Genomic DNA, 14,666 nt, shown 5'->3' on the forward strand with positions numbered 1-14,666 from the left:
CGATCCGCTCCCGCCCCGGTGTCCGCGGGATGTCACCCATGCCCGGCGCCAGCGTCCGGAACACGGGGTCGAGATGGGTCACCGCCGGCTCCGGCCCGCCGATCATCAGGCAGTAGCCGCGTTCCAGGCCCTTGACACCACCGCTGGTACCGCAATCGACGAAATGCACGCCCTGTTCCGCAAGCTCCTGCGCAATGCGGATGTCGTCGACATAGTAGGAATTGCCGCCATCCACGAGGATGTCTCCGGCCTCGATCAGGGGCCGGAGATCCCCGATCAGCGGCTCCACGAACACACTGGGAATCATCATCCAGATCACTCGGGGGCCTTCCAGCCGTGCCACCAGATCGGACAGAGAGGAAGCGCCGACGGCCTCCTCCCCCGCCAGGGCCTCCACCGCGTCCGGAGACTGGTCGAAGACAACGCACTGATGACCGTCACGCTGCAGTCGGCGCACCATGTCGGCACCCATTCTTCCCAGACCGATCATGCCAAGTTGCATGGGACTCTCCTGTTGTTCGGGATCGTTCGGGAGCGGGGGCGGCTCGCTGCGTGCGACCTGCGGGACCGGCGTCACGCGCCGGTGATGACCACGGACGCGCCCCGCCCTCGACGTGTCGCGACACGAACGGGCCAGACCCGCCCTGTTCCCGAACATGGTGCCCGCAGGGGCCCTCGACCACACTACGCACTAGTGCGTATGTGCGCGTTCGGGCCGCATCCGTACCGTGGTCCTGGAAGGTCCGCACGCTGCCCGAATACGCACGCCCATCACCATGGCCCGAGGAGAAATGATGAAACCGACCCGCGAACTGCAAGACCTGGGACAGAGCCTGTGGCTGGACAACATCACGCGCGACATGCTCGACAACGGTACCCTGCGCCGTTACATCGACGACGACTCGATCACCGGGCTGACCTCCAATCCAAGCATCTTCGACGCCGCGATCGGCAACGGGGAGACCTACGACGCCTGCATCCGCGAGAAGGCCGGGGCAGCCGAATCCGAGGAGTCCCTGTTCATCGAACTGGCCCTTGAAGACCTGCGGCGCGCCGCCGATCTGTTCCGGCCCGTCTTCGACGCCAGCGGCCAGGTCGACGGCTGGGTCTCGATGGAGATCTCGCCACTGCTTGTCGCGGACACGGCGGGCAGCATCGAGGCCGCGCGCCAGATTCATCAACAGGCCGATCGCGACAACCTGTTCGTGAAGATTCCGGGTACCCCGGAGGGCATTCCGGCGATCGAGGAATCCATCTTCAACGGCATTCCGGTCAACGTCACCCTGCTGTTTTCGCGCGAGCACTATCTGCAGGCCGCGGAGGCCTACCTGCGCGGCATCGAGCGACGGCTGGAGGCGGGACGCGACCCCCGTGTCGGCTCCGTCGCCTCCCTGTTCATCAGCCGCTGGGATACCGCGGTCAGGGACAGGGTCCCGACGGACCTCCAGAACCGGCTGGGCATCGCGATCGGCGAAAGCACCTATAAGGCCTATCGCGAACTCCTGTCATCCGCGCGCTGGCGTCGGCTTGCCGAGGCAGGGGCGTCGCCCCAGCGGCTGCTCTGGGCGAGCACGGGCACGAAGGACCCCGACGCCTCCGAGACCCTGTACGTGGAGGCGCTGGCCGCGCCACAGACCATCAACACCCTCCCTGAAAAGACACTCATCGCCTTCTCGAAGCACGGCGTTGTCGACCGCAGGCTGGACGGGGACGACCATCAGGCCCGGGCAATGCTCGCACGCTTCGCGGATGCCGGAATCGATATCGATGAACTGGCGGTGCAGTTGCAGCATGAAGGCGCGCAGGCCTTCATCAAGTCCTGGAACAAGCTGCTCGCCCGCATCGCCGAGAAGGGTGCGGCGCTGACACAGGCCAGCTGAAGACCGTACCGACCTCGTGACGAACAGACGTAGCGCTCTCGGCGACGGCCATCCCGTGCGATGGAGCAAGCGGGGGCGGCACCGGCCGAAGGCCGCCACCCGCAAATGGCGCCGGGCGTGGCGCGCGCCGCCGTGGTCGTTACTCCGGGTGTCCCTGGACCAAGGCCGTGGCCGCGGCGCGCGCCGACGCTGGGCCGGCCTCGCGGCCGAGACTGCGCCATGTCCCTTCCAGCTCGGGCAGCAGTTCCAGGATGTCGGCATAGCGCTGGGCAAGGTACAGGCGTTCCATCAGTGACAGCAGCCCGGCCAGGCGCACGCCCGCGGGAGGCACATCGGCCAGGGCCGGACGCCGGGGCCCCACCTCTGCCAGGAGCCTGGAGAGCGTGTCGGGTTCCAGGGCCGCCAGCGGCCAGGCCGTGCCCACCGTTTCCAGACCCCAGCGCCCCCAGTGCAGGGCGATCACGTCGTCGCCCGCCGTGGCCAGCGTCCCCGGGTTCAACTGACGGTTCACGAACACCCACGGCAGGCTGCGCACCCGGTCCACGATGGCCTGGAAGTCTGCAAGCAGTTCATCGATGGTCTCGCGCGCGGTGACGTCGGCCACGAGTCGCGCGCGCTCGAACATCGCCCGGTCCAGGCGTTGCCAGAGCAACGGTCGCGAGCGCCCGTAGCGCCCGGCGAGCTCTTCGGGCGGTTCCACCGCGATCAGCGACCGCCGGAACCGGTACGCCAGTTCCGCAAGATCCGGGGCCGCCGATCCCTCTGGGGACGGCCCGGCCTCTCCTGGGTCCGGCGATCTCCCGGAATCCGTCGACCCGGCACGATTCCCCGGGCCATCGTCGTCCTCCGGCGCCGGGTCCCGACGGGTGGCCACCTGCGCGGTTTCCTCGGGCAATCGCAGGACGTGGCAGTGAAGGCCGTCGACCAGAGTGGCGCCGATCCAGCCCGGGGCGGGCAGATCCGCAGGCGGATCCGCCAGCAGGCTCGCCTCGTGACGCGCCTCCCCGGACCGATGGGGGCCGAAGACCTTGACCAGGCGCGGTTCGGAGCCCTCCATCTCGCAATGAATCGCCATCACGTCCGGCACCCGGGTCTGCCACCACTCGCTCCTGCGCACCCGTCCCGGAGCATCCTCCAGCTCCCGTAATACCCGCGGCAACCATTCCTCGCGCTCCGCCTCGGCCAGTAGCGCCCACAGGCCCTCTCCGCGACCCTGGCGGCGGCGCTGGAACACCTGATGGTGAAAGAAAAGGGCATCCAGGCGCGGCCTTTCGCGATTCAGGGAGACCAGGGAGGTCACCATCCCTGCCAGTCGATTCAGCATCTGCCGCGCCAGCAGCAGCGCGACGATCGCGGCGAGCAGACCCGGCGGATCGCGGTACAGATAGTCCGCGACCAGCCACACGAACACCAGCAGGAAACCGAAGCCCGCGACTCCCGGAAGCCACGTCCTCGGTGGCGCGAGCACCTTACGGCGCAACCCGCCACTGAAGCGGCTTCCGAGCACGACCAGCAGCGCGACCAGGGACAGGAACGCGATCATGAGGCCCAGGACCGAGGGGTACAGCACAGCCAGCACCGCCGTTCCAAGCAGCAGGAAGACCAGCCCCGCCGGGATCACCGCGTAGCGCCGGTAGGCCCGCGTGGCGATCCCGTCCTGGTCCTCGAAGAGCACGACCTTGCGGCTGCGCTCCAGAATCCTGCGCGCTCCCCGATCGGATCCGAAACGGATCAGTCGCTCCGCCAGCAGGTAGACCCCGAAGGCACCCACCGTCGCCAGCGTCAGGGCGACGATCAGCGTGTCCCGATCAAATTCGGCGAGGGCCGCCGGGAAGTAGCGCGGGATCCGCTCGGACCCCAGCAGGATCACCACCTTCAGGGGCAGGAAGAAGGCCAGCAGCATCGCCAGCTGCGAGAGCACTGTGGCCAGCACCACCAGGCTCGTACCGCCCGGCGCCTCGCGCAGGAACCGGCCGCCAAGCTGCAGTGACCAGCGCAATCCTTCGCGGAAACGCGGAAGCAGCGGCGGGATTTCATTCTCGGGCACGACGCTTGCCACTCCTTACGGTGTGTCCGGAACGAAGCATGCGCCACTGGCCCCTGCCCGGGAACCCACCCCGGCGTCCGGATACCGCTTCCCGGTCCACGGGGGAGACCCGGCCCTCAATGCGCGGCCGTCGCCGTCTCCGGGGCCGACACCACCAGCACGCCCAGCTCTTGAAAGCGCCTCAGCAGTCTCTCGCCCTGGCGACGCAGGGGCCCGTCCTGCTCGAGGCCGAAGTCATCGAGGGTGCGGTGCAGCTGATCGTCGCCGCTGCAGGGTTCCTCCTGGATACGCCAGAGCAGCCGGGCGCCCAGCGGATTCAGCACCGCAACGCGCACGCGCTTCGGCCCGGCACGGTATACCAGCAGGTAGGTCGGATCCGTGCCCGGGCGCTCGGGCCTGAAGTCCTCGCCGATACGGTGCACAGGAAACTCGTACGCGAGCAGACGGGCATCGGGAACCAGCGACGGGACGCCCGATAACGGATCGACGGTCCGCTGCTCCCGACTTGGCGCGTCCCGGTCCGCTGCATTCAGCAGGCCCTTCTTCACCCGCTCGAAGTGCGCGAGTTCCGCGATGAACGGCCAGTCTTCCTGCCGCGGCGTCCGCTCCTCTGCCAGATAACGGACGAACTCCTCGCCGAACTGGGGGAAATACGGCGTACGGGAATCGTGCTCACGATAGAAATCGCGTACCAGGCGGGGCCAAAGCTCGGGGCCCACCACCGCCTTCAGGACCGGGAACCCCTTGCCGAGAAGATTCAGCACGTTGTTGTAGAACAGGCGCCGATAGATCTCGAGCCTGCGCGGCTCGATGCCCGCGGGCGGCGGGAACTGCTCGGGATCGCGCAGATGATCGGCCAGGGCCTGCTGAACCCGCTGGAAGCCCGGATCAGGCATATGCCACCTGTTGGCTTGAACGGCCTGTGGTGAGGTCGCCGGAGACCCGTTGCGCCTCTTCCTGCAGTCTCCGAATCCGGTCGACCTCCTGCAGGAGTTCTTCCAGGGGCGGAAAGTTGAAATCCCGCTCCAGCAGGGTCGGCACCGGCCCGAGGCGCTCGTAGGCCGCGGCCAGCAGGTCCCACGCCGCCGACCCGACCGGACGCCCGTGCGTGTCCACCCGCAGGTCCTCGGCCTCCTCCTCATGCCCGGCCAGGTGGATGTACCGCGTGCGCTCCAGCGGCAGCGCATGGAGAAAGGTCACCGCGTCATAACGGTGGTTGATGCTGTTCACCACAATGTTGTTCACGTCCAGAAGCAGATCGCAGTCCGCCTCCTCCAGCACCGCTCGAATGAATGTCGCCTCGTCCAGCTCGCCACCCAGCGGTGCGTAATAGGACACGTTCTCCAGCGCCAGCCGCCGACCCAGCACGTCCTGCACCTGCCGCACCCGGTCCGCCACATAATGCACCGCTTCCTCGGTGAAGGGGATCGGCATCAGGTCGTACAGATGTCCCCGCCCATCGCCGCAGGCCGACAGGTGTTCGCTGTAGTCGTCGATCCCGTGGGTGTCCAGAAACGCACGCAACGCCCTCAGAAAATCCCAATCCAGTGGTCGTGGTCCGCCGATGTCCAGTGACAGACCGTGACAGACGAACGCATGGGCCTCGGTGTACGAGCGGAAGACCCGACCCAGCCGACCGCCCAGGTGCATCCAGTTCTCCGGCGCCGCCTCCAGAAAACCCAGGCGCTCCAGCGCCTGGGGCTCACGAGCGAACGGGCCCAGAAGGGCCCGCCGCAGTCCCAGCCCCGGCCCGCTCGCGCGGGCCGGGTGCGCCGGAGGCCGTTCCTCAGCCACCGCAGGTTCCTTCACCGCAGCTGCCTTCTTCACCGCTGGTTTCTTCCTCACCGCCGCCTTCACCGCAGGTGCCTTCGCCGCAACTGCCCTCGTCACCGCCACCGTCGGCTTCGCCGCAGGTGCCCTCGCCGCAGGAGCCTTCTTCGGCCACCATCAGCGCCTCGTCCTCCGCGGTCATCGCCAGATCCGCCTCCAGATCCACCGCCGCAAACGCCGGGCTCGCCACCGTTGCGCCGGACGCACCCGCAGTCAAAATCGCCTTGCTGGAAAACAGTTCGTTCTTCATCGTCTAACCCTCTTCAGTTGGTCGTGCTTGATTTACGGGCCAGGCCCGTTCCATTGATGGCTGCTCGATGCAGCCCTGCCTCAACTACCCATCACCTTGCGACGGATGTAGTAGTCCACACTCAGATACCGGCCGGCGCCCCAGAAGAACAGTACCAGGAGCATTACGAAAAAGGTGGCCGCCATCTCGATGCCGTTGTTCACGACCGCAAAGTTGCCGGTCTCAGTCAGCCAGTTGTAGTTGCCGTGTTCCTGCAGGATCGACTTGGCCCGATCCAGGCGCATCTGCGCTTCCTCGATGCCGGAGCAGTTGAACAGGCACATCATCGGGTCGGAGATGCGCTGCCAGCCGTGCTCCAGGTGCACCGTGACCGCGGCCACCACCATCGTGACCATCAGCGGGATCGAGAACCAGCGCGTGGCAAGTCCGATCAGCAATGCGATCGCTCCCAGCACCTCCGCATAGGCCGACAACAGGGCCATCACAAACGGAAACGGCATCCCCAGGCCCCAGTCCGGATTACCGAACCAGGTCACGACACTCTCCTTGGGCAGCAAGCCATCCAGCTTGTTGGTTCCCGCCATCCAGAAGATCGGTGCCAGGTACAGCCGCAGCAGCAAGGGTGCCAGGAAATCCACCGCCCGTGTCATGTCCAGAAGCCTCTGGGCGCGTATCGCAAGTGCCGTCAGCATCGTTCGTTCCTCTTGTTCGTGGCCTTTGACTGCTAAGACTATGGCCGAGTCCAAGGCTTGGGCATACGGATCTTTACGTAACTTGAAGCTCCCCTCCACTCACCCGTCCGATTCCAGCGCCGGGGAAGATCGCCCCGGGGGTTGGCCTCCCACGGGGCCGGACCCGACCCCGGATCAAACCAGGGCCGGATCTGGACGGATTGGCCGATCAACCGCTGACGCCCACCTCGTACCAGGGGGTCGGGTTGATCGGGCAGCGATAGCGGAAGCCCTCGCTGCTGATCTCGACACGGCTCGACTTCGTCTCGCCGGGCTCCAGCGGAAACATGGTGAGTTGCTCGCGGCTCTCCAGGGACTGCACCTGGAATCCGGCGACCTTGCCCGCCTTGTTGGTAACCACGAACTCGTAGGTACCCGGCTCAAGGCCGGCAAGGGTCTCCTCCGCGGCGAAGTAGCCGTTGTACTGATCGAGGTGAATCGTGGTCACGCCGTCCTCGGTCACGGGCGTGCCGGCAAGGGCCATGCCGCTCAGCGTGAACGCCAGCATGCCGAGACCCAGCAGGCGGATGATTGGATTGTTCATGATGTGTCTCCTCAGAGGATTTTTTTGCTTTAAGCGCCGCGCCTGCAGCGCAGGCTCGCGGTATGGATGGACTACCGGAATATCTATCAGAACACCTTCATAAAGACCCCCATTCTTCTGAAAAACCAGGGAACCCGTCCGCATGCAGGGGCGGGTCATCACGAATTCTCCGGCGTTGGAGAACGCCTTTCCGGGTCACCACGCAACGGACCCACGCGTTCGCGCGCGCACGGGACTGCCGCAGGAATGGCGACCTCAGCTCGCGCAGCCGCCGGTGTTTCCGTCCAGAGGCCGCCAGCGATGACCGTTCCTTTCCAGTAACCGGTCCGCCGTGGGCGGGCCCTCGCTGCCCGCAGGATAGGAATCCGGCGGCTCGGACGGCGCCGCCGCCCAGGCCTCCTCGATTGGCGTGATCACCCGCCACTGGGCCTCGACCCCGTCACGGCGAGTGAACAGCGTGGCGTCGCCGCGCATTGCGTCGAGGAGCAGCGCCGAGTAGGCGGAGGCCGATGCGGCTCCGAAGGACTGCTGGTAGCAGAAGTCCATGGATACGGGAACGGTGCGGCGATCGGACCCCGGCTGCTTGGCCCCGAAGGCGAGACTGATGCCCTCGTCCGGCTGCAGCCGAAGAACGATCACGTTGGATTCCAGCTCCTCGTCAGACGGAAACAGGGACAGGGGCGGTTGCCGGAAATGCACCGCGATCTCGGTCACGTGCCTCGCCAGACGCTTTCCCGTGCGCAGGTAGAACGGCACTCCCGCCCAGCGCCAGTTGTCGATGCGCAGGTCGAGCGCCGCGTAGGTCTCGGTGCGCGACTCCCGGGCCACACCGGACTCGTTGAGCCAGCCCGGCACCGGTTCGCCAGCAACCGTCCCGGGACCGTACTGCGCCCTGACCGTGTGCCGGCGGATCTCCTCGGGCGACATCGGGCGAATGGAGCGCCACACCTCGATCTTCTTGTCGCGCACCGCGTCGGCATCGAACGCGACCGGGGCCTCCATCGCGGTGAGCGCCAGCAACTGCATCAGATGGTTGGCGACCATGTCGCGCAGGGCACCGGACTCCTCGTAGTAGCCCGCGCGATGACCCACGCCCAGCGGCTCGGCCGCGGTGATCTCGACGTACTCGACGTGGTTGCGGTTCCAGACCGGCTCGAACAGCGCGTTCCCGAAACGGAAGAACAGGATGTTCTGGACGGTCTCCTTTCCGAGGTAGTGGTCGATCCGGTAGACCTGGTGCTCCCCGAAGCCCTCCGCCACCGCCGCGTTAAGGGCCTGCGCCGTGGCCAGGTCGCTCCCGAAGGGCTTCTCCAGGACGATCCGCGTCCAGCCGCGCTCCTCCCTGCTCAAGCCCGCCGCGGCGAGGTGTTCGATGATGCCCGGTGCGGTGCTCGGCGGAGTGGCCAGGTAGAACAGGCGATTCCCGAGGCTGGACCCGTCGAGGACCGCGGAAAGCCGCTCGTGTGTCTCCGCCTGCAGAAAATCCCCGTGGAGCCAGGAAAGGCGCTGCGCGAAGCCCGTCCAGTCCGCCTCATCGTCCGAGGCCTCGCGGAGCAGGGCACGATAGTCCTCGTCGCCCATCTTCTCGATGCCGACTCCGAGGATCCGGAATCCCGGCGGCAGATGGCCGGAACGGTCCAGCTGGGCAAGCGCGGGAATCAGCTTGCGTCGCGCGAGATCCCCGGCGCCGCCGAAGATCACCAGCACACAGGCATCCACGGCCGACGGATCCAGGGCATCCTGCGGCATGCCCGAGCGTTCCCCGGTAACCGGAAGCGACTGCGTCGTGCTGCTGTCCATGATCAGACTCCACGTGAACGTGGTGGACAGTTAAACAGTCGCGAAGCGGCGGCAACATACGTGGGAATCCGTAGCGCCAGCCCGGGGCGAGCATCGCGCCGCACCCTCGTGCTCGCAGTCCTCGGGGATCACGTTCAGTCCCAGGCCGTCGGCGAAGCGGTTCATCGGCGACCCCCGGGGACAGATTTGCAAGTCTGTCCCCGCCCTGCCCCCGCCCTTCAGAGATCTGCCCCCTGTGCCTCCTGTCCCCCGATCCAGCCGGGCAACGCGTCGAAGAGGTCCTGAAAACTCTCCCGGAGGGCACGGTTGGCGGCGTCGACGCCGCCCCGAGGATCGTCGGTGGCGCTGGGCACGGTGATGTCGTGATGCAGGCTGCCCAGACTACGGCGGCTCGCCAGGTCCACGAGGCGATAGCGGATGGACAGGTGGATGTTGCTGCCGTCGGCATCGAAGCGCTGTTCCAGGCGGATCAGGTCGGTGTCCAGGCGATAGGCGGCGCGGACCCGCGAACCGGGAGCAGCGACATCCTCGAACAGGCCGGTGCCGGACAGGGCCTCCGTGAGCGCGGCGCCCACCAGCCGCGCCGGTGTATCCGCCCAGCGGTTGTAGGCGAAGTACCGAAGCGTGTGCCGCTCCTGGCGATAGGCCATGCGCGCGCTCTGGTAACCGGGATAGGCTGCCGGCATATTGACCTGAATCGCGACACCCAGACCCTCGGCCGCAGTCTCTTCGGACCCAGCCCACTCGAGCATATGCCCCGTCGGGGCCTCGCTCCGTTCGGGTCCGATTGCGCAGGCGGTGGTCAGCGCCAGCAGGACCGTCACCAGCGCGCTGCTGACGAGATGCATGGCTGATCTCCCTTGCTGGCGCGCCTTTCGTCGGGGCGCCGTGACGATGCTGCCGGATATCGGTGTGGTCATGTCATTCACCGGGACCGGGGGGTGGCTGGGACCGGCCGAACAGCAGCATCGTCGGCTGTTCACCGAGGTCATTGCTCAGGTGCTGGAGACTGGCACTGAGCCGGCGGAGGTCCCGCAGCAGCAGATCGATCTCCGGAATGGTGTGCCGGGTCAATGTCTCCACACCCTCGCGGCTCGCGGTCACCGTGGCAGTGACTTCGGTGTTGGTGACCTGGAGATCGTCCGCCAGTCCCTCGAAACGCGCCAGGGTCCGATCCAGGCGGTCCAGGGTGGTCGGCAATCGTCGCACGAGGTCCTCCCCGGCCTCGCCGATTGCGGCGGTGCTGTTCATGATCCGGTCCAGTTCCCCGGAATTGCGCGCGAGGGACGCGGCAAAGCCGCGCAGGTCGTGGATGCTGTCGGTCAGCGCATCCACGTTCTCATCCGTGAGAGAACGCTGCATCTGACGGGAGAGGACCTCCATCGCGTCCACCCCGGACTCCACACCGCCCTCCAGGTTGGCCAGCAGCGACGGCCGGTATTGGATCACGGGGAACGGTTGCTCCCCGCGCCGGCTCAATGGCTCGGCATCGGGGCTGCCGCCGGTAAGCTCCAGGCGCATCAGCCCCGTCAATCCCTCGTTGCGCAGCGTGGCCTCGGTATCCGTCCGCACCGGCGTACCGGCGGCAAGCTCCAGCCGGACGCGAACCCGCTCCGGGTCGCGGGGATCCAGCGCGATCGATTCAACGCGTCCCACCGGCACTCCGTGCATGCGCACCCGCGAGTTCGGTTCCAGCCCCGAGACGGATTCCTCGACATAGACCAGATACGCCTCGGTCTCGCCGCGTCCGGTCTCACCGATCAGCCACAGGCTGAGCACGACCACCGCCGACGTGAGACCGACGACGAAGAGTCCGATCAGCGTGTAGTTGCTCTGGGTTTCCATCACACCTCCCCATCCGTCTTCGCGTCAGCCTCCGTTGGCGGGTACACAGCCCGCCTGGAGGGCGTTCGCATTCGCATTCAGTGCTTTCGTCGCTGCTTGAAATAGCTTGCCACCTGCGGAATCTCCGAGCGGCTCATGTCTTCCACGGATCCCTCTTCGAGCACTCGGCCGTCGCCAAGGAAGACCACGCGATCGGTGATGCGCCAGAGCGAATCCAGGTCGTGCGTGACCAGCAGCACGGTCAACCCAAGCAGACTCTTCAGGTCGAGGATCAGCTCGTCGAAGTTGGCCGCGTTGACCGGATCGAGGCCGGCGGTCGGCTCGTCCAGTATCAGCAACTCGGGATCCATGATCAGGGCACGCGCGAGCGAGCCGCGCCGAACCATGCCGCCGCTGAGCTCGTTGGGAAACAGGTTGGCCGCCTTGGCGTCCAGACCCGCCATCCGCAGCTTGATCAGGGCAAGCTCCTCGATGACCGCGCGGGACAGGCGGGTGTGCTCGCGCAGGGGGAAGGAGATGTTGTCCAGGAGGCTCAGGCCACCGAACAGCGCGCCGTTCTGAAACAGCATCCCGATCCTCTGGCGGCGCCGTCGCAGGACCGACTCGGCGACGCCGACCATTTCGTCACCCGAGATCGTCACGCTACCTGCCTGGGGCTGGCGCAGCGACAGCAGGGCACGCAGCAGCACCGTCTTGCCCGCTCCGCTGCCACCGACCACGCCCAGTATCTCGCCCGGCCAGACGTCGAGATCGAGCCCCTGGTGGACCGTCGTGGAGCCGAACCGGTTCACCAGCCCGCGCACCCGGATCAGCGGCTCCCGCCTTCCCGCTTCCACGGCTACAGACCCCGCATGTTGAAGACGACGGAAAACACCGCATTGACCACGATGACCGCGAAGATGGCCTGCACCACTGCCCGCGTCGTCGCCTGTCCGACCCCGCCGGCACCGCGCGCGACCCGCAGGCCCTGGCGGCAGCCGATGGCGGCGATTACCACCGCGTACACCGGCGTCTTGCTGAGCCCCAGCCAGAGGTGCCGTTGATCCATTCCCTCCGGGAGGCGGTTGAGGAAGCTGGCGACGCCCTGGCCATGAGCGACCCAGTTGACCAGCACACCGCCACCCATTCCGCTGATATCGGCCAGCACCGTGAGCAGTGGCAACACCAGGAGCAGACCCAGTACCTTGGGCAGGATCAGCATGTCGTAGGGGCTGACGCCGAGCGTGCGCAGGGCGTCGATCTCCTCGTTGATCTGCATCGTGCCAAGCTCGGCCGCGTAGGCGGAGGCCGTGCGCCCGGCCACCACGATTGCCGTCACCAGAGGCCCGAGCTCACGCAGGATGGTGATGGTGAGCAGTTCCGGCAGAAACACGGCCGCGCCGTACGGCTCCAGGGCCGTGCTGAGCTGATAGGCGATGACCACCCCCACCAGGAAACTCAGTACCGCAACGATGGGTACCGCGCGTACGCCTCCGTGTTCCATTTCGGCGAGCAGGCGCAGCGGCCGGAACCGGGTCGGCTGGGAGAAGCGCAGGAAGAGTTCATGAAACGTCTCGCCGACGAAGGCCAGAAAGCCGAGGAGCTCCCGCCACTGCTCCACGGCTGCCCGGCCGATGCCACCGAGGGGCCCGGGCCCGGCTTTGTGAAACACCTCGGGACGGGGCACCGTTTCGACCAGCGAGATGATGTTCCGGTGGGCATCCGGAACGTGATAGTTCACCCGGACGCCGCTTCGCTGCGCGCGCTCTGCCAGCCGCGCCAGCAGCCGCGAGCCGCCCAGATCCAGCTGGGCCACGGCGTGGGTATCGACCTCCAGGGTGTCCGTGTCATCCACGGGAAGCCCTTCGAGTGCGCGCTCGATCCGGGCCACGTCCGGCAGCCGCCAGTCTCCCTCGCATCGAAGGCTTCCGGGAGAAAACTGAAAGGCTGCTGGACGTGGCATGTTGATCCTCGGCCTGCGCACCGCGAGTACGGTGTACTGCTCCGTTCAGCTACAGCCCGGGGGCCCTTTGTGGTGACCCGAAGCCAGGGACGACCCTCACCTCCAGACTGTCCCCGCTCACCGAGGCTGATTGCTGCCCCGCCGAGAAGGACGCCGTTTCTGGCATATGCTACCGCCATTTGACCATGGGGATGCTGCGCAGACCCTAGGTAGCAATGCCTAGTGGGCCATGCGTCCCACCCGGTCGAGTGAAAAGCCGCCTTCCCCACCTGCCCAGTGGCTGGGGAAGGGGCGCTCCGCTCCATCCGGCAGCGACCTTCGTGCCCTCACACCCGGCCCGGTATCTCGGGCCTTCTGTCCGACGTCCCTTGGGCCCACCCGCGACCCCGGGCGCGGAATGGCTCAGCGGTACGCCAGATCCAGGGTGAGAAGTTGCAGATCCAGGCCGGGATTCGGGCTCGAGATTCCCGCATTCGAGGTGTGCTGGAGCCGATACCCCAGCGAAATCCGCGGACGCAGTTCGTAGCGAATCCCGGCATGGCTGGTGAAATGGAACTGTCCGCCGAGATCCCGCGCCCCGAAGCGGTCTTCACTGAGCAGCGTGGGCTTGACGCCGATCTCGAAGTGCCAGCGGCTCCCGTCCCGTTTCAAGACGCCTACCGGGCCCACGGAAAGGGCGGAAGCGGTGTCTTCCCCTCGCTCCAGCATGGCAAGACCTGCCTCGAACTGGGTGGTGAACCGCCAGCCCCCGGCCAGGCGCCGGCCCCAGGGTAGGGGGTGGCGCAGGAACAGCTCGGTGGCGGCGAAGCGTTCGCCGCCGTCACCCACGGAACTGCCGCCGCGCAGCCCGAAGCTCCCGCTCTCTGCCTGGGCCAGGGGAGGAATCGCCAGCATGAAGAGAGGCACGATCACGGCGAGAAGCCGGGACCGGCGGCAGCGCGACGTCGGGGTTAAGCGATCATTCTTCATCACATATCGGTCAGGATTTGACCGCGCAACTGCGACCCGCGGCCGTATATCTGCGCTTCGGGGTGTCAGGACCGAAGCCGGAGCGCATCGAGGCTGGCCATGTTGTCCGAATCCCGGAGCAGGAACAGCGCCACGCAGGCGGCGAGCATGGGCCAGGCCGCGAAGAACAGCAGGTTGTCGAAGGCGGCAAGATACTGCGGCCACGATGATAAGGTCGAGATCGCATGCATCGCCAGCACCAGCCCGTAGGTCCAGGTCCGGTACAGGCCGGCGGCGAAGCCCAGCACAACCACGAGCTGTACCGCACCGACTGCGGCCAGGGCGCCCGCGCCGAGCCCCTCCAGATGATAGAAGTGCTGGAAGACCGTGGACGCGTGCTCCGGCGCCACGAACTTGTCCAGCGTCCAGAAGAACATCACGACGAATACGCCAAGCCGCAGCAGCAGCAGCGAAATCTCCAACCGTCTTTCTTGTCCCATGGCCCTTGCTCCACGTTCGTGTTGCACTGAGATGCACTGGATCATCGGCGCTCTGCACGCGCGTTGCACTACGTAGTACCCGATGCGGCAAGGCCCGCGGACGGCGCGCGTGCTCCACTCGCCGGGGGCTTCCTGGAAACCCTTTTTCGGCACCAGAAAGGCGGCGCCAGGACCCGGAAACACCCCGGAATCGAGCTCATGGATACCTCAAAACAATGGCTTGGGTTGGTCCGACCCCGCGGGCGTGCGGCCGACCCCGCGGGCGTGCGGGCGGGGATCCGTAGTTACCCTGATGGGCGCCCCGGCTGACTCGGGCTATTCTCGCCTTGACGTCTGGAGGGCCGTCAGT

At 66.7% G+C, this 14,666-nt stretch carries 15 protein-coding genes; 1 reads left to right on the top strand and 14 read right to left on the bottom strand.

The annotated features are described in order from the left end of the window. A partial coding sequence (locus ACESMN_RS03495; RefSeq protein ID WP_373052196.1) for an NAD(P)-binding domain-containing protein occupies window positions 1-502 on the bottom strand: 502 nt, incomplete at its 3' end. Between the two features lie 292 nt (window positions 503-794). On the opposite strand from ACESMN_RS03495, the gene tal reads away from it, so the two are divergent. Then, entirely contained in the window at window positions 795-1,880 is a 1,086-nt protein-coding gene (gene tal / locus ACESMN_RS03500) for a transaldolase (RefSeq protein WP_373052197.1), read from the top strand. A gap of 139 nt (window positions 1,881-2,019) precedes the next feature. Here the strand turns inward: tal and ACESMN_RS03505 are convergent, their stop codons facing one another. From ACESMN_RS03505 to ACESMN_RS03565, 13 genes are all read right to left on the bottom strand, one after another. Beyond that, on the bottom strand, window positions 2,020-3,927 hold the full coding sequence (locus tag ACESMN_RS03505) for a hypothetical protein (protein WP_373052198.1): 1,908 nt from the start codon (window positions 3,925-3,927) through the stop codon (window positions 2,020-2,022). A gap of 116 nt (window positions 3,928-4,043) precedes the next feature. Continuing rightward, window positions 4,044-4,823 (bottom strand): DUF2063 domain-containing protein, encoded by a 780-nt coding sequence (locus ACESMN_RS03510; RefSeq protein WP_373052199.1) that lies wholly within the window; start codon window positions 4,821-4,823, stop codon window positions 4,044-4,046. Continuing rightward, window positions 4,816-5,721, bottom strand: a complete 906-nt coding sequence (locus ACESMN_RS03515; protein WP_373052200.1) for a DUF692 domain-containing protein — start codon at window positions 5,719-5,721, stop codon at window positions 4,816-4,818. The genes ACESMN_RS03510 and ACESMN_RS03515 overlap by 8 nt, the downstream gene beginning before the upstream one ends. Continuing rightward, the gene (locus ACESMN_RS03520; RefSeq protein WP_373052201.1) at window positions 5,714-6,007 is read right to left on the bottom strand and encodes a hypothetical protein; all 294 of its coding nucleotides are present in this window, start codon (window positions 6,005-6,007) and stop codon (window positions 5,714-5,716) included. The genes ACESMN_RS03515 and ACESMN_RS03520 overlap by 8 nt, the downstream gene beginning before the upstream one ends. Before the next feature lie 80 nt (window positions 6,008-6,087). Next, window positions 6,088-6,699 (bottom strand): DoxX family protein, encoded by a 612-nt coding sequence (locus ACESMN_RS03525; RefSeq protein ID WP_373052202.1) that lies wholly within the window; start codon window positions 6,697-6,699, stop codon window positions 6,088-6,090. Between the two features lie 208 nt (window positions 6,700-6,907). Beyond that, window positions 6,908-7,282 (bottom strand): hypothetical protein, encoded by a 375-nt coding sequence (locus ACESMN_RS03530; RefSeq protein WP_373052203.1) that lies wholly within the window; start codon window positions 7,280-7,282, stop codon window positions 6,908-6,910. A 255-nt stretch (window positions 7,283-7,537) separates the two neighbouring features. After that, window positions 7,538-9,082, bottom strand: coding sequence for a glucose-6-phosphate dehydrogenase (zwf, locus tag ACESMN_RS03535; protein ID WP_373052204.1), 1,545 nt, complete (start codon window positions 9,080-9,082; stop codon window positions 7,538-7,540). A gap of 218 nt (window positions 9,083-9,300) precedes the next feature. Beyond that, entirely contained in the window at window positions 9,301-9,930 is a 630-nt protein-coding gene (locus ACESMN_RS03540; protein ID WP_373052205.1) for an ABC-type transport auxiliary lipoprotein family protein, read from the bottom strand. Between the two features lie 73 nt (window positions 9,931-10,003). Beyond that, complete coding sequence (locus ACESMN_RS03545; protein ID WP_373052206.1) at window positions 10,004-10,927, bottom strand: MlaD family protein; 924 nt, start codon at window positions 10,925-10,927, stop codon at window positions 10,004-10,006. 77 nt (window positions 10,928-11,004) lie between these two features. Next, window positions 11,005-11,763 (bottom strand): ABC transporter ATP-binding protein, encoded by a 759-nt coding sequence (locus ACESMN_RS03550; RefSeq protein ID WP_373052207.1) that lies wholly within the window; start codon window positions 11,761-11,763, stop codon window positions 11,005-11,007. Between the two features lie 2 nt (window positions 11,764-11,765). Further along, the gene (locus tag ACESMN_RS03555; protein WP_373052208.1) at window positions 11,766-12,869 is read right to left on the bottom strand and encodes an MlaE family ABC transporter permease; all 1,104 of its coding nucleotides are present in this window, start codon (window positions 12,867-12,869) and stop codon (window positions 11,766-11,768) included. Between the two features lie 402 nt (window positions 12,870-13,271). Next, window positions 13,272-13,838, bottom strand: a complete 567-nt coding sequence (locus tag ACESMN_RS03560; protein WP_373052209.1) for an acyloxyacyl hydrolase — start codon at window positions 13,836-13,838, stop codon at window positions 13,272-13,274. Window positions 13,839-13,903: 65 nt separating this feature from the next. Continuing rightward, window positions 13,904-14,317 carry a hypothetical protein gene (locus tag ACESMN_RS03565; protein ID WP_373052210.1) on the bottom strand — a complete coding sequence of 138 codons (414 nt, stop codon included), beginning with the start codon at window positions 14,315-14,317 and terminating at the stop codon, window positions 13,904-13,906. Between the last annotated feature and the right edge of the window lie 349 nt (window positions 14,318-14,666).

The sequence above is a fragment of the Thioalkalivibrio sp. genome (assembly GCF_041690275.1).
Classification (GTDB): Bacteria; Pseudomonadota; Gammaproteobacteria; order Ectothiorhodospirales; family Ectothiorhodospiraceae; genus Thioalkalivibrio.

Bases quoted from the DNA above. Each gene is read 5' to 3' on its own strand.
- tal (WP_373052197.1), top strand. From the start codon at position 795: ATGAAACCGACCCGCGAACTGCAAGACCTGGGACAGAGCCTGTGGCTG.
- ACESMN_RS03510 (WP_373052199.1), bottom strand. From the start codon at position 4,823: ATGCCTGATCCGGGCTTCCAGCGGGTTCAGCAGGCCCTGGCCGATCAT.
- ACESMN_RS03520 (WP_373052201.1), bottom strand. From the start codon at position 6,007: ATGAAGAACGAACTGTTTTCCAGCAAGGCGATTTTGACTGCGGGTGCG.
- ACESMN_RS03525 (WP_373052202.1), bottom strand. From the start codon at position 6,699: ATGCTGACGGCACTTGCGATACGCGCCCAGAGGCTTCTGGACATGACA.
- ACESMN_RS03530 (WP_373052203.1), bottom strand. From the start codon at position 7,282: ATGAACAATCCAATCATCCGCCTGCTGGGTCTCGGCATGCTGGCGTTC.
- zwf (WP_373052204.1), bottom strand. From the start codon at position 9,082: ATGGACAGCAGCACGACGCAGTCGCTTCCGGTTACCGGGGAACGCTCG.
- ACESMN_RS03540 (WP_373052205.1), bottom strand. From the start codon at position 9,930: ATGCATCTCGTCAGCAGCGCGCTGGTGACGGTCCTGCTGGCGCTGACC.
- ACESMN_RS03545 (WP_373052206.1), bottom strand. From the start codon at position 10,927: ATGGAAACCCAGAGCAACTACACGCTGATCGGACTCTTCGTCGTCGGT.
- ACESMN_RS03555 (WP_373052208.1), bottom strand. From the start codon at position 12,869: ATGCCACGTCCAGCAGCCTTTCAGTTTTCTCCCGGAAGCCTTCGATGC.
- ACESMN_RS03560 (WP_373052209.1), bottom strand. From the start codon at position 13,838: ATGAAGAATGATCGCTTAACCCCGACGTCGCGCTGCCGCCGGTCCCGG.
- ACESMN_RS03565 (WP_373052210.1), bottom strand. From the start codon at position 14,317: ATGGGACAAGAAAGACGGTTGGAGATTTCGCTGCTGCTGCTGCGGCTT.